This is a genomic window from Alcanivorax sp. DSM 26293 (assembly GCF_900107995.1).
GTDB lineage: Bacteria > Pseudomonadota > Gammaproteobacteria > Pseudomonadales > Alcanivoracaceae > Alcanivorax.
Map to the genome: position 1 here is coordinate 85,572 of NZ_FNUM01000001.1, position 23,269 is coordinate 108,840.

Below are 23,269 nucleotides of genomic sequence, written 5' to 3' on the forward strand. Positions count from 1 at the left end.
AGGAGAGTTTCCGATGCTTCGCGCATTCTTTCTGGTCGTGCTGGCCCTCGTGGCCAACGCCGCCATTGCCCAGAGCTGGTACAACATCGAAGTGCTGGTGTTTGCCCGCGATCACGGCGGCAGCGACGAAATCTGGCCCGCGGATCTGCAGCCCCGCTATGCCTCTCACTCGGTCACCATTGGCGAACCACAAGTCAGTGAATACGCGGACCCGGATGCTCTGTCCCAGGGAGCCTGGCAGCCTTTACCGGAGGATCAGACGGTGCTGCAGTACATGATGGAGCGCATGGCCGGCACCGGCGAGTATCGCCAGCTTTACCACAAGGCCTGGCGTCAGCCCATCGGCAACAAGAGCGAGACGGTGCCGGTCTACCTGCGCGGCGGCCAGATCCTCAGCACCGATGACGGCCAGGTTCCGGAACTGGAAGGCACCCTGCAATTCCACCAGTCCCGCTACGTGCATGTGGAGCCCCGCATCTGGTTCAATACCCAGAGTCATGGCCAGCGCTTTTATGTGAAAATTGATGAAAGCCGCCGCCTCACCGGCCACGAAGTCTACTACTTCGACCATCCCATGTTCGGCATGCTGGTGCGAATTACCCGCTAGAACCCCGGCCCAGCCCTAGGAGCGTCGCTGGCGGCGCGATAACGCAACAGTGACGAGTTGCGAGAAGCGAGTTTCGAAAATCAAAACCCAGGGGCAGGGAAAGCCCGGTCTTCGCTCCTCGTCTCTCGTCACTCGCAACTGGATTGAACTATCGCGCCGCCAGCGACGCTCCTACGGTGGCCATTCACCACTGTCCCGCACCGTGCCACCTTATTCCCCCACCCCATAACACCGCTTGTCAGAAATAACAGATCCGTACAGGCGCACCGCCGTTTCCCGCGCTAAAGTAAACCCAAGGGCCTTACCCGGCCCCCACAATACGCTCCCGTACGGGCCTACCCGCCCCACCGGGAAAGGAGCCGTTGCCATGTTCGTTACCCTCGAACAGACCGACGCCGCCGAACTCCACCAATTCCGGGATCCGGCAACCGGTCTGCGCGCCCTGATCGCCCTGCACTCCACCCGCTTGGGCCCTGCCCTCGGTGGCTGTCGCTGTCTTCCCTACCCCGATGAACACACCGCCCTGAATGACGTCTGCCGTCTTGCCCGCGGAATGAGCTACAAGGCCGCCCTGGCAGGCCTGCCACTGGGCGGCGGCAAAGCGGTAATCATGGAACCAGACAAACCCTACGACCGGGCTGCCCTTTACCGTGCCTTCGGCGACGCCGTTAACCGCCTGGGCGGGCGCTATATCACCGCCATGGACGCCGGCACGGAAATCACCGATCTCGACCAGGTAGCCACCCGAACCCGCCATGTGTGGGGCTTTTCCGGCGACGGCATGGACCCGTCACCCTATACCGCTCTGGGCGTATTCGCCGCCCTGGATGCGGGTATCCGCCACCGCTTCCAGCGCCACGGGGCCAAGGGCCTGCACATCGCCATTCAGGGCCTGGGCCATGTGGGCAGCCAGCTCGCTCTGATGCTGGCCCGGGCCGGCGCCAGACTCACCCTGGCGGACCTTGACCCGCGACGGGCCCAGCGGCTGGCAGACCGCCTGAATACCCGGTGGGTACCCGCCGACAGCCTCTACGACGTGGCCTGCGATATCTTCATGCCCTGCGCCCTGGGCGGCGTGCTGAACGCCGATACCATCCCCCGCCTGCACGCCGCGTTGATTGTGGGCGCCGCCAATAACCAGCTGGCCAGCGACGACGATGCGCAACGACTACGCCAGCGCGACATCCTCTACACACCGGACTACCTCAATAACGCTGGCGGTCTGATATCGCTGGCGTTGGGCCACCGGCAGGAAGACCGCAGCACCATCCGGCAGAAAGTGCTCGGCATTGGCCGCACCCTCAGCCAGCTACTGGACCAGGCGGACCAGCACCATCTCAGTCCGGCACAGATGGCCGACAGACAGGCCGAACAGCGCCTTCACGACGACACCGGCAAGCACGCCTGGGAAGCCGCCTGAACGCCGCCAAGGAGGATGCCATGTTCACGTCTACGCCCTACGACATGCACCATCGACTACCGGACCTGCCGGAGAACACGGACTGGCCACGGCTGGTGGACGGCTACCGCCATATGACGCTGATTCGCACCTTCGACAAGAAGGCGGTAAATCTGCAACGCACCGGCAAGCTGGGCACCTATGCCTCCTGCCTGGGCGCCGAAGCCATCGCCACCGCCGGCGGCATGGCCCTGCAAGATGATGATGTCTTCGTGCCATACTACCGGGACCACGCCACCCAATACCTGCGCGGCGTACCGTTGCATCTGATCCTGCAGTACTGGGGCGGCGACGAGCGCGGCAACGCCTTTCCGGCGGATACCCCCGCCGCCCGCGACCTGCCCAACTGCGTCCCCATCGCCAGCCAGCTCACCCAGGCCGCCGGCATCGCCACCAAGGCCAAACTGGACCACGCAAAAGCCGCCGTGCTGGCCACCTGCGGCGATGGCGCCACCTCCCGGGGTGACTTCCATGAAGCCCTCAATGTGGCCGGCGTCTGGCAGCTGCCGCTGGTGGTGATGGTCAACAACAACCAATGGGCCATCTCCGTGCCACGCAGCCTGCAGACCGCCAGCGACACCATCGCCCAGAAAGCCGTGGCCGCTGGCATCGAAGGCTTCCAGGTGGACGGCAACGACCTGCCCGCCCTGCTGGAAGCGGTGGATTACGCCCTGGACAAGGCCCGCCACGGCAAGGGCGCCACCCTGATCGAAGCGGTGAGTTACCGGCTCAGCGACCACACCACCGCCGACGACGCCGGCCGTTACCGCAAGGCCAGCGACCTCCATGCCGCCTGGCAACGGGAACCGGTGGCACGGCTGCGCCAGGCCCTGGCAGACGCCGGTCACTGGGATGCAGAGCAGGAAACGCAGTGGCTGGCCGAGTGTCAGCAACGGGTGGATACCGCGGTGGAGACTTACCTGAACCAACCGCCGCAGGCCCCCACCGACATGCTCGACTACCTCTATGCCGAGCTGCCCGAGGCCCTCAAGCCACAACGGCAACGTCTGCTGCAACAACAACCGGGAGACCACCATGCATAGCGCCCAACCACACCCGGACACCAGCGTTCCGCTCAATCTGCTGGAAGCGGTCAACCAGGCCCTCCGCCACGCCATGGAGGCCGATGAAAACGTGGTGATACTGGGCGAGGACATCGCCACCAACGGCGGCGTTTTCCGTGCCACCGAAGGGCTGAAAGAGACATTCGGCTTCCGTCGGGTCATGGATACCCCGCTGGCGGAAAACCTGATCGCGGGGCTGGCGGTGGGCATGGCCAGCCAGGGCCTGAAACCAGTGGCCGAGATCCAGTTCATGGGCTTTATCTACGCCGCCCTGGAGCAACTGATCAGCCACGCCGCCCGCCTGCGCAACCGCACCCGGGGCCGGCTGAGCTGCCCGCTGGTGATCCGCGCGCCCTTCGGCGGCGGCATCCATGCCCCGGAACACCACAGCGAAAGCACCGAGGCCCTGTTTGCCCATATCCCGGGCCTGCGGGTAGTGATTCCTTCTTCGCCGGCAAGGGCCTATGGCCTGCTGCGCGCCGCCATCGCCTGCCCGGACCCGGTGCTGTTTCTGGAACCGAAACGGCTCTACCGCCTGCAACGGCTACCGGTGGAACTGGATGATGATCCGCTACCACTGGATCGCTCTTTTACCTTGCGTGCCGGCGAGGACGTGAGCCTGATCAGCTGGGGCGCCATGATTCATGAAGCCCTGGCCGCGGCGGAGCAATTGGCCGCCGAAGGCATCAAGGCGGAAGTGATCGACGTGGCCAGCCTCAACCCGCTGGACAGGGACACCCTGATCGCCACCGCCAGCAAGACCGGCCGCGTGGTTATCGTCCACGAAGCGCCCCTCAACGGTGGCTTCAGTGCCGAGATTGCCGCCACCCTGGCCAGCGACGCGCTCATGCATCTGCTCGCCCCCATAGAGCGGGTCACCGGCTACGACTGCCCCATGCCCTACTTCGCCATGGAGCAGCATTACATGCCGAGCGTGGAACGTATCGTGGCGGCGGCGAAGGAGACGTTGAAGTATTGAGGGAAGGCTGGCACGGAACAGAGCCTCCGTAGGAGCGTCGCTCGCGGCGCGATAACCCAGTCTCGAGATACGAGGAACGAGAAGCGAAAACCTGGCTTTCCCAGATACAGGGTTTTGATTTTCGAAACTCGCTTCTCGCAACTCGTTCCTGTTGGGTTATCGCGCCGCCAGCGACGCTCCTACGGAAAGACACCGTCTCCGGCGTGTCGGCGTCAAGCGTGTTGCATGCCAGCGAGTGACCAAGGAGCGAAACATGCCCTACTTCACCCTGCCCGATCTGGGCGAAGGTTTGCAGGAAGCGGAAGTCGTCGAATGGCACGTGAAAGAAGGTGACACCGTGAAGGTGGATGACCTGCTGCTCAGCGTGGAAACCGCCAAGGCCATTGTCGATATCCCCGCTCCCCGGGACGGCATCATCGCCACCCTGTTCGTGGCCAACGGCGATCTGGTGCATACCGGCGAACCGCTGCTGGCCTTTGCCGGTGACGAGGGCAGCGGCAGCCAGACCGTGGTGGGCAATCTGCAGAGCCAGGAGGATGCGGACAACCCGGACAGCTTCGTGATCGGCGCCGTCCCCGACTCCCGCCCTTCCGGCGGCACCACTCCCGCCATCCGCGCCCTGGCCCGCCACCTGGGCGTCAACCTGGACCAGATCAAGGGCAGCGGCCCGGCGGGCAGCATTACCCTCGAGGATGTGCAGCAACACGCCAACCTGAAACACAGCCACGGCGACAGCACGCCGCTGAAAGGCGTGGCCCGCACCATGGCAAAGGCCATGGCCAGCGCCGGGCAACAGGTGGTGCCGGTGAGCCTGTTCGACCAGGTCAGCGTCAGCCACTGGTCGCAGGACACGGATATTACCCTGCGCCTGATCCGTGCCATCGTCGCCGGCTGCCAGGCAGAGCCAAGGGTGAACGCCTGGTTCGACGGCGAGCAGCTAAGCATGCGATTGGTGGAGAAAGTGGACCTGGGGATTGCCGTGGATACCCCGGACGGTCTTTTTGTACCGGTATTGCGGGACGTGGCCAACCGGGAACCCTCTGACCTTCGGCAAGGCCTCAACCGCCTGCGCCGGGATGTGGAGCAGCGAAAAATTCCCGCCAGGGAACTGCAAGGCGCCACCCTGACCCTGAGCAACTTCGGTACCTTGGCCGGTCGTTATGCCACCCCGGTTGTAGTGCCTCCCCAGGTGGCCATTGTGGGTGCCGGCAAACGTTTTGCTCAGCCGGGTATTCGCAACGGGGAGTGGTTCGAGGATTGGCAACTGCCGGTCAGTCTCACCTTTGACCATCGTGCTCTGAACGGCGGCCAGGCAGCCCGTTTTCTGGCCGCGCTACTGGCTGACCTGGGTCATTAACAGCCTTGCTGCAGGTGCCATCTTTGCTGACGGCACCTGCACGGGCCGTTTTATTCAGCCAGATCCACGTTGTGATAGACGTTCTGCACATCGTCCAGATCGTTGAGCATGGCCAGGAATTTATCGAACAACTCCCGATCATCACCACTCACCGTGGTATAGCTCTGCGGGATAAACTGGATCTCGTCCACCTCGAAATCGATCCCTTCGAAAGCCGCGGTTAACGCCTGGCGGGCCTTGGCATATTCGGTGTTCGGGGTGAACACGGTCAGCATTCCGTCTTCGTTTTCCAGATCGGTGACATCCACATCCGCTTCCATCAGCGCTTCCAGCACCGCCTCTTCATCATCGTGGCGGAACACGAAAATGGCCGCGTGATCGAACATGTGGGCCACGGTGCCCTGGGTGCCGATCTTGCATTTGGTCTTGGTAAACGCCACCCGTACATCCCCGAAGGTGCGGTTGGGGTTGTCCGTCAGGCATTCGATGATCGCCATGCAACCGCCGGGGCCATAGCCCTCGTAACGGGCCGGCGCAAAATCTTCGCCGCCACCGCCTTTGGCCTTGTCGATGGCTTTCTCGATCACATGGCCCGGCACCTGATCCTTCTTGGCCCGGTCGATCAAACTACGCAGGGCCAGATTGGCGGATGGGTCCAGGCCACCTGCCTTGGCACAGACATAGATTTCACGACCATAGCGGCTATAAACCTTGGCTTTCATGTCCGAGGTTTTCGCCATGGATTCTTTTCGGTTCTGGTAGGCGCGGCCCATGGGATACTTGCTCCGAGAGTGATAGTCAGCCGCAGATTCTAGGGGAAAACCCGGAAATTACCTACGACCGACGCATCCTCTCCTCGCCATGCCCCCCTGACAGCTAATCATTCAGATAGCGCACCCCGGTCAACCGCTCCGATTCCTCCCACAACCGCTGTGCAACGGCCTGGTTGTCAGTGATCTTGCGGGCAAAGGCCGGGGCCGGATAGCCGCGTAACTCCATCAGTTTGCCATCCGGACCGTAATAGCCACCCGCCTCTACCGCATCGCTGGTGGCAGCCATGACACCGGGCAGGCACCCCATCTGTGCAGACTGCGCCATGATCTTGTTGAACAGGCCCCCGCCGGGCACCGTATCCTGAAGGTGGGTTGCGGAATAGCCGGGATGGGCGGCCATGACCCGGATGCGCGAGCCGGATGCCTGCAAGCGACGCTGCAGGTCCTTGGCGAAAATCAGGTTGGCCAGCTTGCTCTGACAATAGAAGGGCCAGCGGGAATAACGTTTCTCCGCATTGAGATTCCCCCACATCAATTTCCCGCCCCGATGGGCCAGGCTGGATATCTGCACAATTCGCGGATCATCGGCGGATTCCAGACGCTCAATTAACTGACCGGTCAACGCAAAATGCCCCAGGTGGTTGGTGCCAAACTGCATTTCGAAACCATCCCGGGTTCGCTGCAACGGTGGAGCCATCAAACCCGCGTTGTTGAGCAACACATCCAGGGTGGCAAAGCGCTGCTTTACCGCCTCGGCAAAGGCCTTCACCGAGGCCAGATCCGCCAGATCCAGCGCCATGATTGACAGTCGGGCCCCGGGGGCTACCGCTTTCACCGCCTGCGCCGCCGCGTTGGCCTTGTCCGCATTTCGACAGGCCATGATCACTTCCGCGCCCCGGCCGGCGAACAACTTCACCGCTTCCAGGCCGATACCGCTGTTGGCGCCAGTGACCAGAATCGTCTTGCCGGAAAGATCTGGAATCATCTCCGGCCGCCAGCTGGATTTGCCCATACGAGAACCTCTCCTGTCGTTGTGATGAAAATGATTGTGCACGGCAGCGGCTATCGCCACCCCTTCCTGCTGGGCCAATCGTGTGACACCAAAGGGAAAGCCTGAGATCGGCAACTGGTGAATCCACAAGACCCTGACTGAGCATCAGTGGTATGGTTCTGTGCTTGTTTTGACCCACCGGTGATGGCTGTGATGATCACCGGGCACAACGATTGACTGGGAGATCAACACGTGGGCAAGAAGTATGACCTGAATGGCAAGGTGGTTCTCATCACCGGCGCAACCGGCGGCATTGGTGCTGCCAGCGCGCGAGCGCTTTATTCGAAAGGCGCGAATCTGGTGCTGACGGATTTATCCCAGCAGTCCCTGGATTTGCTCGCCGCAGAATTTGATGTCACCCGGGTACTCGCCGTGCCCCTCGACGTCACTGATGCTGCCGCCTCAAAAGCTGTCGTTAAGCAAGCCGTCGCGCACTTTGGCCGTCTCGATATCGCCTTTGCCAACGCCGGCATTGCCTGGCGGAACAATCCCGCAACCATCGCCAGCTGCGATGAGGACGAGTTCGAGAAAATTATCGACGTGGATCTGTTCGGCGTCTGGCGCACCCTGCGTGCAGCCCTGCCGGAAGTGCAGCGGAATCATGGCCAGATTGTCATTACCTCCTCCATCTATTCGTTCGTCAACGGCATGGTCAATGCCCCCTACGCCGCCTCCAAGGCCGCTGTGGAAATGCTCGGCAGGGCCTTGCGGGCTGAGCTGGCGGGTACCGGCGCCAGCGCCAGCGTGCTCTATCCGGGTTGGACCGCAACACCGATCACCGATCTCGCCTTCGGGGGGCATGCCACCGCCTCCGAGTTGATTGAAAGCGCCTTTCCTGCCGTACTGAGAAAGCAGGTGCAACCCGAGGAAATTGCCACTGCCCTGGTTGCCGGCCTGGCAACCCGTTCCGCCGCCATCATTGCCCCGGCCCGCTGGAAACCCTTGTCCATGTTGCGCGGGGTGATGAGCCCCCTCAGCGATGCGCTACTGGCGCGAAGCGATAAAATTCACCGCCTGGTGCGCGATATCGAATCGAATCGCTAGCAAGACCACCTCGCGGCATTTCCTGCCACTTCCTATACGGCAGGAAGTGTCGCGGGCCGGGCGCTACCCCTGCCCTGACTTTTCAAGCTTTGACTCCCCCACCACCACTGGCATGATCAACCTATCCCAGCCCGCAGTGCCAGCCAGGAGTCACCATGTCCAAACCCGTGATTGCCGATATCAAACCGCATAAAACCGAACTCAAGCCGGGGGAAACCTACTACTTCTGCCGCTGCGGCCGTTCTGCCAACCAACCTTTCTGTGATGGCTCCCATGCGGGCACGGATATCACCCCTCTCGGCTTTGAAGCGGACAAGGACGAAGGCTACCTGTGCATGTGCAAGCACAGCGCCTCTTTCCCGTATTGCGATGGAACCCACGCGCGCTTTGACAAGGATCAGGTCGGCAAGGAAGGACCCGGGCCGGATGCCATCTCCCGGGACGGCATGCCCAGCCCCAAAGCCACTGCAGAAGAACCGAATGTGGAGTTGATCCATGCGCTGGCGGAAAATGGCCTGGCCAAAATGGGCCATCATGGTCCCATGAGTGCCATGGGGGTGCCCCGGGACCGCCTTCCCAAGTGGGATGATATTCAGATCATGGTGGCACAGATGGCCACACAACCATTGCTGGACGATCAACCGGTGGGTACCGAGCTGGTTATCGGCCCCCGGGCAGACAAACCGTTAACCCTGGATATTCCCCTGATGGTCTCGGACATGAGCTTCGGCGCCCTCTCTGAAGAAGCCAAGGTGTCGCTGGCCCGTGGCGCAGAACTGGCCGGCACCGGCATCTGCTCCGGAGAGGGGGGCATGCTGCCCGAAGAGCAGGCCGCCAACTCTCGTTACTTCTACGAATTGGCCAGCGCCATGTTTGGCTATAGCGAAGACCATCTTAAGAAGGTGCAGGCGTTCCACTTCAAGGGAGGCCAGGGTGCCAAGACCGGTACCGGCGGCCATCTGCCCGCCAACAAGAACGTGGGCAAGATTTCCCAGGTACGCCAGATTCCCGAAGGACAGCCGGCCATTTCCCCTGCCACCTTCAGGGAGCTGCACAGCAGCGATGATTTCAAACGTTTTGCGGATCGGGTACGGGAAGTATCCGGCGGTATTCCGGTGGGATTCAAGCTGAGCGCGAACCATATCGAAAGGGACATACAGTTCGCCCTGGATGCCAGCGCCGACTACATCATTCTGGATGGCCGGGGTGGCGGCACCGGCGCCGCCCCGACCATTTTCCGTGATCACATCAGCGTGCCCACTATCCCTGCCCTGGCCCGGGCCCGCCGATTCCTGGATGACAAAGGCGCCAGTGGCAACGTCACCCTGCTGATCACCGGCGGCCTGCGCATGCCCATGGATTTTATCAAGGCCCTGGCTCTTGGCGCCGACGGCATCGCTCTTTCCAACAGCGCCATGCAGGCCATTGGTTGTGTCGGTGCCCGCATGTGCAACACCAATCAGTGTCCTGCAGGGATTGCCACCCAGAACGAAGCGTTGCGAAAACGACTGGACGTGGACCACGCCGCCCAACGCCTGGCCAACTTTTTCCATGCTTCCACAGAACTGATGCAAGTGATGGCCCGCGCCTGCGGACACGACCATCTGAATCAGTTCCGATTGGATGATCTCGCCACCTTTGATCGGGACATGGCCAGCCTGGCGGGGGTTCGCTATAGCGGACTGGGCGGGGCCTAGCCTGAGCAAAATAAGTCTTTACCCGTGCTGTTGTACGCCATTGCCTACAAAGTAGCCCCTGCCTGTAAGATAAATCTTACGTCAGGGGATGACCTGCGTGGCAACTGAGCCCGCGTTGCCCGACGGTCATAATATCTCCAATAATCAAACCTTTATAAAAGCTGGCTAATCGTCATTCGATCTTCAGGCCATAAAGACAGTCAACGCGGCGTGATCGCAAAATCTGTTCATCCCTTCAAACTCTCCGCCTGTCGCGATCCCTTTGCCCTGTCCGCCGTGCCGAAACTAATAATAAGTGAGACATGGTTCACTAACTGAGAGTGCACCAATGGCTTAGTTACCACTGCGATGACCGGCCCCCCCGGACCCAGGAAGGCACAAATGCGAACACAACGACTAGGATTTGTCGGATTAGAAGAAGACACGGTCAGTGCCTGCCTTTCGATGCTGAAAATCATCGACGGGCGCTCCTCGGTTCACTGGGATCAGAGCATCCCCGATGATGCGGATGTGTTGATGGTCGCGTGCGACAAGCAGGAACAGACCCGGCGCTCCGACCTGTCTGACAAACCCTGCATCGTGGTTTATCCGAACACCTATGACAGGCCCGCCTCCACGTTTAGCTTGCCTCATCCATTTCGGGTCATGCAGCTGCTTGATGTGCTTGACGATGTGGTACGGACCTTGACCACGGACACAACCCCGCGCCACACCAGCGCAACAGTGACGTCCACCACGCCGGATTCAACAACGGACTTCTGCGCGTCGTTGCATCATGTGATCAACGCCAAAGACGGACAACGCAGCGAGCTATATTGCAGTCACAGCGATGAGGGCCTGTTGCTGGTAAAACCCGCAAGCCATCGTTTTTATGCCCGCCCCGCCCTTCTCCATGCACTCAACGCCGGGACGGTGACCTTGTCACCACTGAGACCGTTCTCGGAGTCGGTTCCCGAAGGGATGGCTGCTCGCCCCCTGTTCGAGCTGGCCTGGATGACGGGCGCCAAACACAGCGATGGCTTGCTCCCCTGGCTGGACCCGGACAGCCAGTTCCAGTTAAGCCGCTGGCCCAGTGCTGCTGCCCTCAACAAATCACGGCCCCTGCTTTCCCTGTGTGCATTGATGACCCGACGCGCGTTGGGCCGAGCGCAATTACAGATTTTGTCGAAATGCGATGAAGCCACCTTCAATCACTTCCTCAATGCCTGTGAAATTAGCGGGCTTCTGGTCAGTGAACGCCGTCGTTCAACGGCACAACCGACGGCTGTTGCGATGGAATCACAACGTTTTGGAGGCTTGATACGAGGCCTCAGAACTCGCCTGGGATTGAGCTGACAGCATGACGCATGACGAATTCAAGATCCTCTTTACCGGGCCAATGGGCGCGGGAAAAACCACTGCCATCGCCCAGTTAAGCGACGATGAATGCGTATCCACCGATGTGGTGAATACGGACCTGGAGCAATGCAACAAGGAAATGACCACGGCCGGACTGGATTACGGCTATATCAGCCTGGCGGATGGTTTCGGGGTTCGGCTATACGGCACCCCGGGACAGGAGCGTTTCCGCTTCATGTGGCCCATTCTGGCCAGCAATGCGGCGGGCGTGATTCTGCTTCTGAACGGTGAGCACCCGGATCTTGAGAAACACCTGGCCATCTACGCCGACGCCTTTGCCAACAACGGCGAAACACCACTGGTGGTGGGAATTGGCCGGCTGGCGGCCAACGATTTCAGCTGTGTTGATCTGGTAACGGAAAGACTGGCGAACATGGGCCTCTTCGTTCCCGTGATTTCCGTCGATGTCAGGGAAAAAGAAGACGTATTGCTGCTGGTGGAGACCCTTCTCTGCCAGATCGAAGCTCACGAGATGGAATTAATGGAAGTATGACTAACAAGAACCCCCTGGGTCAGGCAGCGACAGAGATAGCGCAACAACAACTGCAGAAGTTGCGGGCAACCACCACCGGAATCACCTCCGCAGTGTTGTTGAGCAGCGACGGATTTGAAGTGACCTCTCTGGAAACGGACAAGGGCAAGGCCAGTCGACTTGCTGCCATGGGCAGCTCTCTGGCAGCGATCAGCTCTGCCATTGCCAAGGAAGCAGGCATCTCCGAATGTCGCCGTCTTATCGTGGAATCCGAGGAAGGTGTCGTGGCTGTCATGACAGTGCCGGACAGCTCTCCTCCTCTGGTATTGGCCGTTGTGGCCAATGATGCCTCCAGACTGGGGCAACTGCTCTGGGGCGCCAAACACTGCTGTGCAGCGTTATCAAAAAAGTTAAAAAAGTGAGTTAACTCCCTGGAAAAAGGGAAAAAATATAAATTAGGAGTATGAAATGGGCAACGTTAACGAAAGTTTGAAAACCCTGCTGCAGGCCGATGGCGCCATGTGCGCTGCTATTGTGGACGCCAACAGTGGCATGATGCTGGGCCATGAAGGCACAGGGCTCGATCTGGAACTGGCCGCCGCCGGCAATACCGAAGTGGTGCGCGCCAAAATGAAGACCATGAAATCCCTGGGTCTTAACGACGCGATTGAGGATATCCTCATTACGCTTGGCAGCCAGTATCACATCATTCGTCCGGTCGCGAAGAATGAGGGGCTGTTCATGTACCTGGTGCTGGACAAAGCCAAATCCAACCTGGCCCTGGCGCGCCGCAACTGCCAGCAAGTAGAAACCTCGCTGACAGTCTAACGCGGGCCCCTGGAGCGGTAGCCAATACCGCTCCAGGTTGTTATTCAACCGTGCGGTAACGCACCTTCGCCCGGCCATTCAGCCTGGCTTGTGCTGTCCTGTCATGTCTGACGGGGACGGGCTTCCGCCTGAGGAGCCGGGTTTCCCATCTGTCCCACCCTGTTGCTACACTGCCGGGCCTTCTCTGCGATTTTCTGAGACCGCTGTATGGCTCGTGTTCAACTGGATCTGCCCGAACAATTCCTCTACACCCACACGATCAACGTCCGCATGACGGACCTGAATACCGGTAAGCATGTGGGTAATGACCAGATGATTTCCCTGCTCTCCGAGGCCCGTTACCGGTTTTTCTGCCATATCGGTTTTGATCAATTCGATAGCGACAAACAAAGTATTGTCGTAACCGACCTTGTTGCCACCTACATGGCAGAGAGTTTCGCCCAGGATGATCTGCAATTCGAAGTCGGATTGATGGATTTCAACAAGTACGGGGCCGATCTGATTTTCCGGGTGACCAAACAGCCCTCCGGGCAACGGGTGGTACTGGCCAAGCAGGGGTTTGTGTTTTTCGATCACCTGAAGCACGGGGTGATGCCCATGCCTGCTGCATTCCGTGAACGCTTTCCCAACCTGCAATGAGTATCGACGACGGTTGCAAAGGTCTATACGACAACCAGACTCAAGCCAGCTCCAGCAACTCGGTCAGAAATTCCTTCCACATCGGGTAAACCATAAAGCGCCCCAGCCCGGGAAAACTGCGAAACCGTACTCCGGGAAGCTCATTCGCCAGGCCACGGGCACTGCCGATGGAAATAATCCGGTCATCCTCACCGTGCCACTGCATGACCGGCATGGTGATCTTGCTCAAATCCACCTGCCAGGGGTGCTGCATGCGCAGGTACTCGTCGATCATGATGCGCGCCCCCTGGAAATGGCTGCGGCGCATACATGTAATGGTTCGTTGTAGCAGGTCCGGGTTTGCCAGCACGGCTTTGTCCTGATCGCACAATCCCTTGGCAATCATGGCAAAAAACTTCTCCGGTGCCTTCTGTACTCCACGAATGCCCAAACGCCCGACCAGCACGAACAGGCGCGGATCTCGCCGGAACAAACGCAGGAACATATTGTGGAGTGGATCAAGCTTGTCCAGTTCAAAGTGTTCAATGGGAACGGTGCTGGCAAGCAAACCGAGCCGGTCGAAGATATCCGGATACAGGGCAGCAGCGCACAATGCATAAGGCCCTCCCCCGCAATACGCAGCCATTGGCGGCCTATCCAGTTCAAGATGCCCGCACAGCGCCATGATATCCGGCGCAAAAGAACGGAATTCCAGATCAGATTTGTAGGTGGAGATGCCGTAGCCGGGTCGCACGATCATGATCATGCGCAGCCCTTTTTCCCGATACCATTCCTCAAAGTAGCTATGATCCGGCAGCGATGCTCCCAGATTATCCAGGGTTAATACCGGGCGACCATCGGGATCACCATACTCATACCAGCTCAGCACACGGCGATCCGGCAGGCTCAGGGTGTATTCCCGTTGCGTGTGGAGTTGCGGAAGTTTTGCCGCTTGCACCAGTGCATGGCCCATGGCGTGGCTGACCAGCTGTACCTGACTGTTGGCCTTCAATTTGGCCATGGTGGATTTGAGCTGGGTGCGCGCAGTATGAACACTCACATTCAACAGCCTGGCGCTCTGATTCAGATTGCCGATTTTGCATAGCAGATGCAGCAGCCGCGATTCAGCCTGGGTGATATTGAACAGGGAGCGCAGCATTTCCGGAGAAGGCGTCACCACACTGTGGCCCGCCAGTACCCAGACGATGGTGCGAAGCTGGGAAAGAGTGCCGGGTGCATCCGACTTCTGTACCGGCAGACATAACAGGGATACCCCGTCACCGGGAGAACTGATCAACCGGGGTTCCCGGCCTTCAGCCAGACGATTGATGCGATCCAGCGCCAGTTTCAAGGCCCGGTCGGCAAAAAGCAGGCCGCCGTCCTCGCGCAGCTGCACCGGGCCGTCCGCCAGCACCTGTCTGGCCACCGGATTGCATTCCAGCACCTGCATGCTGTCGTCCAGCATCAGCATGGGCCAGGGCATCTGGTTGTACATGGCATTGAGCACCTGGGTGCGGTCTTCCAGGGCATGCATGTACGCACTGCTGCGTACCGCCCGTTCCAGGTGATCAATCAGCCGGTCCACTTCCCGGGCGCTTTGCCGGGGAGCCAGGGAGGAATCTGTGCCGTTGGCCTGTGGCTGGCTATCCGTCCAGCCGGCGATAGTATCCAGCAATTCTACCCAGTCACCGGGGGACAGTGCGGTTTCGTAGATCTTGCCGATCAACGCATCATGATTGTTATCGTCTTCCACAAGATCCTGTCCACAGAGAGCACAGCCAATCATAGGAAGAGCCGGGAAACACGGCAAGCAGGCAGGTGACAGCCGGCCGCTATTCCCGTACGTCTGCCGGCGCCGCCCGACGCTTGGCCAGCCAGCGCCAGACCAGTCCGTCCGGGCGCTGGTGTCCGGTCTGGACATAACGCAACGCGTTCAGATGCCGCAGGCTCCATTGCATCTGGTTATTGGCCTTGTCCGTGCCGCAAAAGAGCACCCGGTCACCGGGCTCAAGATTTTCCTTTTCATCGGGCAGGAGAGTATTGCGGCCATTACGACGCAGCATCAGGGGAATCGTATCCAGGCACGTTAGCCGATGGCGGGGACTGCGACACAGATTGCCCAGGGTCACCGGCTCCCCCAGACGCAGAGCCAGGGTCACTGCGGGGGTTTCTTCATCGCCTATCTGCACGTGCCAGCTTTCCGGGGTAATCGTAGACGTGATGCTCCCCATTCTTGCCAGCAGTTGCTCATTCCAGGCATTGCCCTGCTTCTCCGCTTCCTGAAGAAATTCTTTCAACAACGGCGCATTGAGGACGGAGAGAAAACGGCTGGCCACAAGGAAGCTGGTCTGGACCGGCAATTCCGGGTTGACCGCCTGAAACAGCAGACGATTGTGCAGCCGATTCTGCAAGGCCACCATGTAGATACTGCTATTGAGCTCCCGGGCGGTCATCATCACCGACAGGTTGTCAGCATCGTCCGGCGTGGCCACCACCAGGGCTACCGCCTTGTCGATACCGGCTTCACGCAAGGTCACCGCCTCGGTGCCCTTGCCTTCCACACTCCCCGCGGGTACATCCGGTTGCTTCGGATGCGGGGTAACCACCACCAGTTCGATACCTGCCTCCTTGCTGAGCGCTTCGTAGACGGCACGTCCGAAAGGACCGAAGCCACACAATATCCAGCGCCCCTGGGGCGGCATGGGGCGCTCCGGCAAGGCGGCACCGGGCAAAGAGGTAAGCCAGTCGTAAACCCGATGCGTATCCGGCTGGCGAATACCCAACAACAATCGGCGGGCAAAATCCTGATAGGGATTGACCACCAGATCGGTGCCAAAGGACAACATGTTATTGGCATTCTCTTCGCTGCCGGCACGGCAGAACACCTGGCTGTGCTTGTTCAACAACTTTACCGTGGTGGCAATTTTCAGATTGGTGTGATTGTTGTCGGTCACCGCCAGTACACCACGACATAGCGGATGCTTGAGTCCGGCCTTGACCAGATTTCCGGGAATTTCCGCATCCACGGTAAAACCTGGCACATACAGCCCCTGATCCTTCACGCGAAGGGAGTCAATGGCTTCCGGATCCTTGTCCACAATGACCACCCGCATGCCACGGCTCAGCAACGAGCGGGTCAGCAGTTTGCCTGTGTCGCCATAACCGCAAATCACATAAAAAGGTTCTCGAAACCGGCGCAGGCTCCGCTGCAACTGCACCCGGCTAAGCTCCTGACGGAAACTCTTGTCCTGAAGCAGGGAAATGATAATCCCCACGGAATACAGCCAGGAAAACACGGTCAGATAAATACTGACCATAGTCCACATGCGCTGGCCGCCGGAGAAGTCGTAGGGGACTTCACCAAAGCCAATGGTACTGCCGGTATAACTGACCACATAGAAAGCTTCAAAAAAGCTCATGCGCCAGGGGTTTCCCTGATCATCCACCCCCGGAATCAGAGTGAAGCCTACCGTGGCAATACTGTAGGCGACTATCAGCACCACCAGCGGCACACGCATGCGCCGCAGGATCATGGGGACGACCGAGGGCATGTCAGTTACCGCTGCAGGGTGATGGTTTCCACCGTCAGAAGCACGGCGGATAACAGGTTCGCCAGCAGGGCGCCACCGGACAGGGAGACAATGGACGCCATCACCGCTGGCGTCAGTCCCACTTCCGTCACATGCACTGCCACCGCCCAGACAATCGCCGCGACAATCAGCTGCAAGTCCGCCACCAGGCTGGAGGCCAGTAACACGGCGCCAATCTGTGTGCGTTCGCCAAATTTCAGCACAGTGGCGATCAGGCTCACGACCAGGGCAGCAAACAACTCGTAAACGTCATGGTGTTCCGGGTTATCAATCTCGCCGTAAAAGAACCCAAAGTTGAGAGTCAGCGCAAGCAGAATGAAAAAGCCAAAAACCACCTTCTCGAGGTTCATCGTGCATCCTTGTTTTGCCTGAGGTGTTGGAGCTCATTGTGTCAGGGAATGGACGGGTGGGCTACCGGGTGACCGGGGGCATTCATTCGACCCGGCCCCGCAGCTGACGGGCAAACCTGTTTGCGTAGCCTCAGCTGCCAGCCCCTCTGACACCAGAATAATGCTACAACGCCAACCCGGTGCACCAGCCGCTGGCCCAGGCCCACTGGAAATTGAAACCCCCGAGCTGGCCGGTAACATCCAGGACTTCACCAATGAAGTGCAGGCCGGGCACGGTATTGACCTCAAACGTCTTGGAGGAGATGGCATCGGTATCCACACCGCCCAGGGTCACTTCCGCGGTACGATAGCCTTCGGTGCCGGAGGGTTTGAACTGCCAGCCCTTGAGGGTGGCCGCCACAGCGGCCAACCGCTCGTTACTGAACTGCTGCAGGTTGCCCTGCCAACCGAACCGTTCCACCAGTGCCCCGGCCAGCCGTTGCGAGAAGTATTGGCGCAACCATCGCTCCATGCCCCGATTGGGATGTTGGTTGCGCTCGGCGACCAGATCGGCGAACGGATCGGCAACAGCCGGCAGCCAGTCCACAGTCACCGGGTGGCCTGGCGTCCAGAAACTGGACACCTGCAGCATGGCCGGGCCGGACAGGCCCCGGTGGGTAATCAGCATGGGCTCGGCAAACCGGGCGCCACCCGCCTCGGCCACCACCTCGGTGCTGATCCCGGACAAGGCGGACAGCCAGGCCTTGTCATCCGGCTGCAACGTAAACGGCACCAGTCCGGCACGGGTGGGCAGCACACTGAGTCCGAATTGCTCGGCAAGCTGATAGCCGAAGCCGGTCGCCCCCATGGTGGGAATGGACAGCCCCCCGCAGGCCACCACCAGTTTGCGGCACTTTACGGCCCCAGCCGTGGTGGAAAGCACAAACCCATCCCCTGCCCGTTCCACCCGTCTGATGGCGGTTTTCAAGCAAATCTCTGCACCGGCCCATTCACATTCAGTGAGCAGGATATCGAGAATCTCTCTGGAGGATTCTGAACAGAACAGCTGCCCCGGCGCCTTTTCCACATGCTCAATGCCGTGGCGCTCAACCAGCTCGACGAAGTGCCAGGGGCTGTAACGCTTGAGCGCGGATTTACAGAAATGGGGGTTGGCGGAGACGAAATGATCCGGGGTGGTATTCAGGTTGGTGAAATTGCACCGCCCGCCACCGGACATGAGGATTTTCTTGCCCGCCTTGTTGGCGTGGTCAAGCACCCTGACCCGATGACCCTGATAGGCAGCCGTGGCGGCACACATCAGTCCGGCCGCACCCGCACCGATCACCACGACATCCACCTCTGCCACTGCTGCCATACCACCTCCTGATTGGGCGGCAAGGATAGCATAAGGTCCAGCGGTAGCCGTGATTTGCGGCGGCCAAGAGGAACAAGCCCCGCAGAGCGGGGCGTGTGAAATTACTGGTTCAGTTCCTGTTCACTGAACATGTCGGCGAACAGCGGAGAACTGAGGTAGCGTTCGCCGGAATCCGGCAACACCACAACGATGGTTTTTCCCTCGAACTCTGGCAACTGACTGATGCGATCCGCCACGCACATGGCGGCCCCGCAGGAGATGCCGGCAAGAATACCCTCTTCCTGCATCAGTTTGTGGGCCCATGCCATGGCGTCGTCATTGCTCACTTGCTCACAACGATCCACCACCGACAGGTCCAGATTCTTCGGCACAAAGCCGGCACCGATCCCCTGAATCTTGTGGGGGCCATGGGTAGGCTCCTCGCCTTTCAAGGCAGCGGTAATCATGGTGGAGGAATCCGGCTCCACGGCGATGGAAGTGATGGCCTTGCCTTTCTGGTTCTTGATGTAGCGGGATACCCCGGTGATGGTGCCACCGGTCCCCACGCCACTGACCAGAACGTCGATATCACCACCGGTGGCCTCCCAGATTTCCGGGCCGGTGGTTTTTTCGTGAATTGCCGGATTGGCCGGGTTGTTGAACTGCTGCAGCATCAGGAATTTTTCCGGGTTTTCGCTGACCAGTTCTTCCGCCTTGGCGATAGCCCCGGGCATGCCTTTGGCCCCGGGAGTCAGCACCAGCTTGGCACCCAGCGCCTTGAGGATCTTGCGACGCTCCAGGCTCATGGTATCCGGCATGGTCAGGGTCAGGTCATAGCCCCGCGCCGCCGCCACATAGGCCAGGGCGATACCGGTGTTGCCGCTGGTGGGTTCCACCAGGGTCATGCCGGGTTTCAGTTGGCCACTTTTTTCCGCGTCCCAGATCATGGAGGAACCGATACGGCACTTCACACTGCCCGCCGGATTGCGTGATTCCAGCTTCGCGAGAATCTTGCCCTGGCTGATACGGTTGATGCGCACCAGCGGTGTTTTGCCAATGGTTTCGCTGTTGTCCTTGTAGATCTCGGTCATGGTTGCCTCTCCTGAATCTCTCGTTGATTCCTATTGCGGCTTTTCCTGCTTTTTCAACCGTCGGCTCCAGCGCTGACGGGCGTAAAGTCGCAAATCCGCCACGTGATCGGTTTCGTCCATGATCTCACGGCCGAGAATACTTTCCAGAATATCCTCCAGGGTAATCAGTCCCACCCAGGTGCCGTGCTCATCATAGACCACCGCCATGTGCTGACGTTGGGCCAGCATGGCATGGAACAGCTTGTCGATGCCCATACTGGTGTGGACCAGAGGGACCTCGTGAGCCAGGGCGCTCATGGTCTGGTCCGGGTTGCAGCCGAGCAGGTCGGATTTGTGAATATAGCCCTTGCCCTCGCCCTGCTCCGTCATCACCGGAAAACGGGAAAACGGCTGGTCCTTCTCCTTTTCCAGAAAGTCGGCCACGGTCATTTCCGGGGTCACCGTGCGACATACGGTGCGCGGAGTCATGATGGTGCCGACCTTGATGTCATGCAGACGCAGGATGTTCTGGATCACCTGAAACTCGTTGTCATCTAGCGCATCCTGGTCCTTGCCCATATCGGCCAAAGCGCGAATTTCCGCCCGCACTTCCACGTCATGCTCGCCGCCACCAATGCGGCTGGTGATCAGTTTCGACAACCACACAAACGGCATCAGGGCGATAATAATGAATTGCAGAATGGGCGGGAGAATGGGCGCCAGGGCGCGCCAGTACTTGGCACCAATGGTCTTGGGGATAATTTCAGACAACACCAGAATCGCCAGTGTCATCACCGCAGAGGCCGCCCCCAGCCAGGCTTCGCCAAACACCACCGCCACCTGGGCGCCGACTCCGGTGGCGCCTACGGTATGAGCCACCGTATTAAGAGTAAGAATAGCGGACAGGGGCTTGTCGATATCATCTTTATAGGTACGCAGCGTCTCGTAGAGCTTGGGCCGTGTTTCTCGCAGGCCGGCGATGAAGCTCGGCGTGATCGACAATAATGCTGCCTCAAGAATCGAGCAGAGAAAGGAGAAGCCGATGGAAACGGCCGCGAAGATAATCAGCAGGGTCACTGTGTGAAGCTCCTTCCGAAAGCCGCTGTCAGGCAGCGGTCCAAATAATCAGGCAGTGTAGCTACCGGCAAAATCTGCCAGCACCCGGCACACATTGGCCATGCCATCGTGAATGACCGCTTCGATTTCCGCCATGGTGATCTCGTGGCTGGATTTGCCCGCTGCCGGGTTTACCACCAGTGACAGCATGGCATAGGGCAGCTCGAGCTCCCGGGCCAGTACCGCTTCGGGCATGCCGGTCATGCCGACAATATCGCAGCCATCTCGTTCCAGGCGGGCAATTTCTGCAGCGGTTTCCAGTCGAGGCCCCTGGGTAGCGGCATAGCAGCCCCCGTCATTCCACTTGAGTCCGGACGCCGCCAGCGTTTCCTTGAGTCCGTTCCGCAAGACGCTATCAAACGGCCAGCTGAAATCCACGTGCACCAGTGGCTCCGCCGGATCATCGAACAGGGTCATCTCGCGCCCCCAGGTGTAGTCGATAATCTGGTCGGGCAGCACCAGACCACCGGTGGGCGCCTGGGCGGTAATGCCGCCCACCGCATTCACCGCCACAATGGCCGTCGCGCCAACCTCTTTCAGGGCCGACAGGTTGGCCCGGTAGTTCACCTGATGAGGCAGCAGCACATGAGGGTCCCCGTGGCGGGCCAGGAACAGTACCTTGTTGCCGTTCAGCTCGCCTTCCACAATCGGGGCCGAAGGCGCCCCGAAACGGGTAGAACGGGTGTGGCTGTCGATAATGCGCAGGTTTTCCATGCGTGTGAGGCCGGTGCCTCCGATAAACGCCAACATGCTCAGCTTTCCTTTACCGCGTAAATGCCGGGCGCATTGCGCCAGAAACCCTTGTAGTCCATGCCCATGCCGAACAGGTAATAATCCGCGGCTTCCAGCGCAGTGAAATCAGCCTTGAGGCCGGGTTGTGCCTTGCGGTCATGCTGCTTGTCCACCAGCACACAGGTCTTTACCGACGCCGCCCCCTGGGCCTTGCAGGCATCGATAATGGACAACAGGGTGGAGCCCACGTCGAGAATGTCATCGACGATCAGCACGTCCCTGCCGGCCAGGCTGGCATTGGGAGTCACGATCCACTCCACCGCACCGCCAGTGGTTTCGCCGAGATAACGACTGGCATGCAGGTAATCCATTTCCAGAGGAATATCCAGGCGCTTGACCAGCTCGGCAGCAAAGATCATGCCGCCATTCATGATGGTCAGCATCACCGGCACCTTGCCGGAGTAGGCCTCGGTCACCTCGAAGGCCAGCTTGGCAATGGCTTCCTGAACCTGATCGGCGGAATGCAGCTCGATAGCGTCGCGGCGCACCCGCATCAGTTCCTGTTGCAGCTCCTCAGCGATGGACATGCTGTGCTTCCTCGGTGTTGTCGTCTTCCAGGCCCGTGGCGGGATGATCGTCGTTGTGGCTGACAAGATGCAGGGTACGGGTGGGGAAGGCAAACTCTGCCCCGTGCTCGTTGACGATGGCCATGATCTTCATGAGCACATCCTGCTTGATCTCATGGTAACGCACCCACTGGGTGGTCTTGGTGAAGGTATAGATAAAGAATTCCAGATGCGAGGCGCCGTAACTGTCGAAATTCACGATCAGGGTACGGCTGTCAGTTTCCAGCTCCTCGTGATCAATCAGCATCTGTTTCACCTCCGCCACGATAGCCGGCATTTTCTGCCAGTCCTCGTAGCGGATACCGATTTTCTCGTTGATGCGGCGGTTGAGCATGCGCGATGGATTTTCCAGCACCACGGTCGTGAACATGGCATTGGGGATATACAGCGGGCGCTGGTCGAAGGTGCGGATGCAGGTCAGTCGCCAGCCGATGTTCTCCACCGTGCCCTCGATGGAACGATCCGGCGAACGTACCCAGTCCCCCACCCGGAACGGCTTGTCCAGATACACCATCATGCCGCCGAAGAAGTTGGCCAGCAGATCCTTGGCCGCAAAGGCCACCGCCATGCCCCCGATGCCGCCAAAGGCCAACACCCCGGAGATGCTGTAGCCCAGGGTCTGCAACACGATCAGCAGGGCGGTAATGATTACTGACACCCGCAACAGCTTGGCAATGGCCGCCGCCGTGGACTGGTCCATGGGTTTGCGCATGCGCGACGGGTCGATCAGGTTTTTCTCCGTGTAGGAGATAAACCGATTGAGAAACATGGCGATGATCACGATAAAGGCGATCTGACGCACCTTGGGGGCAAGATCGAACAACTCATTGGCTTGTTCGGTTACCGCTTGCAGCAGTTCCACCGATACGGACAGCCCCACGACCCAGAACACCAGCCGCAGCGGAATCCGCGCCGCTTCCAGCAGGGCGTCGTCCCACAGGGTTTCCGTCTTGTTGATGAGCCGGTCGAGCACGTCGATGACGCGCATCATGATAAAGTTCACCGACACCGTGCACAGCACGATGATGAACAGTTGAGTCAGCCAGATATCCGTGGGGGTCTCCACGTTCGGCCATTGCAACAGTTGGTTCCAGTCCCAGTTCAT

23 protein-coding genes are annotated in these 23,269 nt (G+C 59.7%); 12 read left to right on the forward strand and 11 right to left on the reverse strand.

All coding sequences use genetic code 11. The annotated features are described in order from the left end of the window. Positions 1–13: 13 nt before the first annotated feature. The 5 genes from C4S63_RS00350 to C4S63_RS00370 all read left to right on the forward strand — a co-directional run bounded on the left by C4S63_RS00350 (position 14) and on the right by C4S63_RS00370 (position 5,466). The gene (locus C4S63_RS00350) at positions 14–607 is read left to right on the forward strand and encodes a peptidoglycan binding protein CsiV (RefSeq protein ID WP_063509075.1); all 594 of its coding nucleotides are present in this window, start codon (positions 14–16) and stop codon (positions 605–607) included. Between the two features lie 367 nt (positions 608–974). Further along, the gene (locus C4S63_RS00355) at positions 975–2,027 is read left to right on the forward strand and encodes a Glu/Leu/Phe/Val dehydrogenase dimerization domain-containing protein (RefSeq protein ID WP_063509074.1); all 1,053 of its coding nucleotides are present in this window, start codon (positions 975–977) and stop codon (positions 2,025–2,027) included. 20 nt (positions 2,028–2,047) lie between these two features. Further along, complete coding sequence (gene pdhA / locus C4S63_RS00360; RefSeq protein WP_234999894.1) at positions 2,048–3,109, forward strand: pyruvate dehydrogenase (acetyl-transferring) E1 component subunit alpha; 1,062 nt, start codon at positions 2,048–2,050, stop codon at positions 3,107–3,109. Next, entirely contained in the window at positions 3,102–4,109 is a 1,008-nt protein-coding gene (locus tag C4S63_RS00365) for an alpha-ketoacid dehydrogenase subunit beta (protein ID WP_103916357.1), read from the forward strand. The genes pdhA and C4S63_RS00365 overlap by 8 nt, the downstream gene beginning before the upstream one ends. A gap of 253 nt (positions 4,110–4,362) precedes the next feature. Continuing rightward, positions 4,363–5,466 (forward strand): dihydrolipoamide acetyltransferase family protein, encoded by a 1,104-nt coding sequence (locus C4S63_RS00370; RefSeq protein ID WP_103916358.1) that lies wholly within the window; start codon positions 4,363–4,365, stop codon positions 5,464–5,466. A gap of 50 nt (positions 5,467–5,516) precedes the next feature. Here the strand turns inward: C4S63_RS00370 and C4S63_RS00375 are convergent, their stop codons facing one another. Together C4S63_RS00375 and C4S63_RS00380 are read right to left on the reverse strand one after the other, a co-directional pair. After that, a complete protein-coding gene (locus C4S63_RS00375; RefSeq protein ID WP_062816532.1) occupies positions 5,517–6,239 on the reverse strand; it encodes a YebC/PmpR family DNA-binding transcriptional regulator in 723 nt (240 codons plus the stop codon). A gap of 103 nt (positions 6,240–6,342) precedes the next feature. Further along, positions 6,343–7,251 (reverse strand): oxidoreductase, encoded by a 909-nt coding sequence (locus tag C4S63_RS00380; protein ID WP_103916359.1) that lies wholly within the window; start codon positions 7,249–7,251, stop codon positions 6,343–6,345. Between the two features lie 231 nt (positions 7,252–7,482). Here C4S63_RS00380 and C4S63_RS00385 point away from each other — a divergent pair, with 231 nt between their 5' ends. The 7 genes from C4S63_RS00385 to C4S63_RS00415 all read left to right on the forward strand — a co-directional run bounded on the left by C4S63_RS00385 (position 7,483) and on the right by C4S63_RS00415 (position 13,368). Further along, positions 7,483–8,334: an SDR family NAD(P)-dependent oxidoreductase gene (locus tag C4S63_RS00385; RefSeq protein ID WP_103916360.1), complete on the forward strand. Its 852-nt coding sequence runs from the start codon at positions 7,483–7,485 to the stop codon at positions 8,332–8,334. Positions 8,335–8,489: 155 nt separating this feature from the next. Continuing rightward, positions 8,490–10,031, forward strand: a complete 1,542-nt coding sequence (locus C4S63_RS00390; protein WP_103916361.1) for a glutamate synthase-related protein — start codon at positions 8,490–8,492, stop codon at positions 10,029–10,031. Positions 10,032–10,412: 381 nt separating this feature from the next. After that, the gene (locus C4S63_RS00395) at positions 10,413–11,366 is read left to right on the forward strand and encodes a hypothetical protein (RefSeq protein WP_103916362.1); all 954 of its coding nucleotides are present in this window, start codon (positions 10,413–10,415) and stop codon (positions 11,364–11,366) included. Positions 11,367–11,370: 4 nt separating this feature from the next. Beyond that, the gene (locus tag C4S63_RS00400; RefSeq protein WP_103916363.1) at positions 11,371–11,922 is read left to right on the forward strand and encodes an ATP/GTP-binding protein; all 552 of its coding nucleotides are present in this window, start codon (positions 11,371–11,373) and stop codon (positions 11,920–11,922) included. Continuing rightward, a complete protein-coding gene (locus C4S63_RS00405) occupies positions 11,919–12,323 on the forward strand; it encodes a roadblock/LC7 domain-containing protein (protein WP_062816526.1) in 405 nt (134 codons plus the stop codon). The genes C4S63_RS00400 and C4S63_RS00405 overlap by 4 nt, the downstream gene beginning before the upstream one ends. A gap of 46 nt (positions 12,324–12,369) precedes the next feature. Further along, complete coding sequence (locus C4S63_RS00410) at positions 12,370–12,729, forward strand: hypothetical protein (RefSeq protein WP_062816525.1); 360 nt, start codon at positions 12,370–12,372, stop codon at positions 12,727–12,729. A 207-nt stretch (positions 12,730–12,936) separates the two neighbouring features. Continuing rightward, complete coding sequence (locus tag C4S63_RS00415; RefSeq protein ID WP_062816524.1) at positions 12,937–13,368, forward strand: thioesterase family protein; 432 nt, start codon at positions 12,937–12,939, stop codon at positions 13,366–13,368. 40 nt (positions 13,369–13,408) lie between these two features. Here the strand turns inward: C4S63_RS00415 and C4S63_RS00420 are convergent, their stop codons facing one another. The 9 genes from C4S63_RS00420 to C4S63_RS00460 form a co-directional block, all read right to left on the reverse strand. Further along, entirely contained in the window at positions 13,409–15,100 is a 1,692-nt protein-coding gene (locus tag C4S63_RS00420) for an alpha/beta hydrolase (protein WP_234999895.1), read from the reverse strand. Between the two features lie 79 nt (positions 15,101–15,179). Further along, a complete protein-coding gene (locus C4S63_RS00425) occupies positions 15,180–16,898 on the reverse strand; it encodes a TrkA family potassium uptake protein (protein WP_103916365.1) in 1,719 nt (572 codons plus the stop codon). Positions 16,899–16,903: 5 nt separating this feature from the next. Next, the gene (locus C4S63_RS00430; protein ID WP_062816521.1) at positions 16,904–17,287 is read right to left on the reverse strand and encodes a DUF6394 family protein; all 384 of its coding nucleotides are present in this window, start codon (positions 17,285–17,287) and stop codon (positions 16,904–16,906) included. Between the two features lie 163 nt (positions 17,288–17,450). After that, the gene (locus tag C4S63_RS00435) at positions 17,451–18,641 is read right to left on the reverse strand and encodes an NAD(P)/FAD-dependent oxidoreductase (RefSeq protein ID WP_062816520.1); all 1,191 of its coding nucleotides are present in this window, start codon (positions 18,639–18,641) and stop codon (positions 17,451–17,453) included. Positions 18,642–18,742: 101 nt separating this feature from the next. After that, positions 18,743–19,711 (reverse strand): cysteine synthase A, encoded by a 969-nt coding sequence (cysK, locus tag C4S63_RS00440; RefSeq protein ID WP_063509724.1) that lies wholly within the window; start codon positions 19,709–19,711, stop codon positions 18,743–18,745. 30 nt (positions 19,712–19,741) lie between these two features. Continuing rightward, on the reverse strand, positions 19,742–20,767 hold the full coding sequence (locus tag C4S63_RS00445) for a CNNM domain-containing protein (RefSeq protein ID WP_062816518.1): 1,026 nt from the start codon (positions 20,765–20,767) through the stop codon (positions 19,742–19,744). A gap of 48 nt (positions 20,768–20,815) precedes the next feature. Then, positions 20,816–21,556, reverse strand: coding sequence for an S-methyl-5'-thioinosine phosphorylase (locus tag C4S63_RS00450; RefSeq protein ID WP_103916366.1), 741 nt, complete (start codon positions 21,554–21,556; stop codon positions 20,816–20,818). Between the two features lie 2 nt (positions 21,557–21,558). Beyond that, complete coding sequence (locus C4S63_RS00455; protein WP_062816516.1) at positions 21,559–22,125, reverse strand: hypoxanthine-guanine phosphoribosyltransferase; 567 nt, start codon at positions 22,123–22,125, stop codon at positions 21,559–21,561. After that, entirely contained in the window at positions 22,112–23,269 is a 1,158-nt protein-coding gene (locus C4S63_RS00460) for a mechanosensitive ion channel family protein (RefSeq protein WP_062816515.1), read from the reverse strand. The genes C4S63_RS00455 and C4S63_RS00460 overlap by 14 nt, the downstream gene beginning before the upstream one ends.

Coding starts and splice junctions, on each gene's coding strand:
- C4S63_RS00350 (WP_063509075.1), top strand. CDS start 14: ATGCTTCGCGCATTCTTTCTGGTCGTGCTGGCCCTCGTGGCCAACGCC.
- C4S63_RS00355 (WP_063509074.1), top strand. CDS start 975: ATGTTCGTTACCCTCGAACAGACCGACGCCGCCGAACTCCACCAATTC.
- pdhA (WP_234999894.1), top strand. CDS start 2,048: ATGTTCACGTCTACGCCCTACGACATGCACCATCGACTACCGGACCTG.
- C4S63_RS00365 (WP_103916357.1), top strand. CDS start 3,102: ATGCATAGCGCCCAACCACACCCGGACACCAGCGTTCCGCTCAATCTG.
- C4S63_RS00370 (WP_103916358.1), top strand. CDS start 4,363: ATGCCCTACTTCACCCTGCCCGATCTGGGCGAAGGTTTGCAGGAAGCG.
- C4S63_RS00375 (WP_062816532.1), bottom strand. CDS start 6,239: ATGGGCCGCGCCTACCAGAACCGAAAAGAATCCATGGCGAAAACCTCG.
- C4S63_RS00380 (WP_103916359.1), bottom strand. CDS start 7,251: ATGGGCAAATCCAGCTGGCGGCCGGAGATGATTCCAGATCTTTCCGGC.
- C4S63_RS00390 (WP_103916361.1), top strand. CDS start 8,490: ATGTCCAAACCCGTGATTGCCGATATCAAACCGCATAAAACCGAACTC.
- C4S63_RS00395 (WP_103916362.1), top strand. CDS start 10,413: ATGCGAACACAACGACTAGGATTTGTCGGATTAGAAGAAGACACGGTC.
- C4S63_RS00400 (WP_103916363.1), top strand. CDS start 11,371: ATGACGCATGACGAATTCAAGATCCTCTTTACCGGGCCAATGGGCGCG.
- C4S63_RS00405 (WP_062816526.1), top strand. CDS start 11,919: ATGACTAACAAGAACCCCCTGGGTCAGGCAGCGACAGAGATAGCGCAA.
- C4S63_RS00410 (WP_062816525.1), top strand. CDS start 12,370: ATGGGCAACGTTAACGAAAGTTTGAAAACCCTGCTGCAGGCCGATGGC.
- C4S63_RS00415 (WP_062816524.1), top strand. CDS start 12,937: ATGGCTCGTGTTCAACTGGATCTGCCCGAACAATTCCTCTACACCCAC.
- C4S63_RS00425 (WP_103916365.1), bottom strand. CDS start 16,898: ATGCCCTCGGTCGTCCCCATGATCCTGCGGCGCATGCGTGTGCCGCTG.
- C4S63_RS00430 (WP_062816521.1), bottom strand. CDS start 17,287: ATGAACCTCGAGAAGGTGGTTTTTGGCTTTTTCATTCTGCTTGCGCTG.
- C4S63_RS00435 (WP_062816520.1), bottom strand. CDS start 18,641: ATGGCAGCAGTGGCAGAGGTGGATGTCGTGGTGATCGGTGCGGGTGCG.
- cysK (WP_063509724.1), bottom strand. CDS start 19,711: ATGACCGAGATCTACAAGGACAACAGCGAAACCATTGGCAAAACACCG.
- C4S63_RS00450 (WP_103916366.1), bottom strand. CDS start 21,556: ATGTTGGCGTTTATCGGAGGCACCGGCCTCACACGCATGGAAAACCTG.
- C4S63_RS00455 (WP_062816516.1), bottom strand. CDS start 22,125: ATGTCCATCGCTGAGGAGCTGCAACAGGAACTGATGCGGGTGCGCCGC.
- C4S63_RS00460 (WP_062816515.1), bottom strand. CDS start 23,269: ATGAACTGGGACTGGAACCAACTGTTGCAATGGCCGAACGTGGAGACC.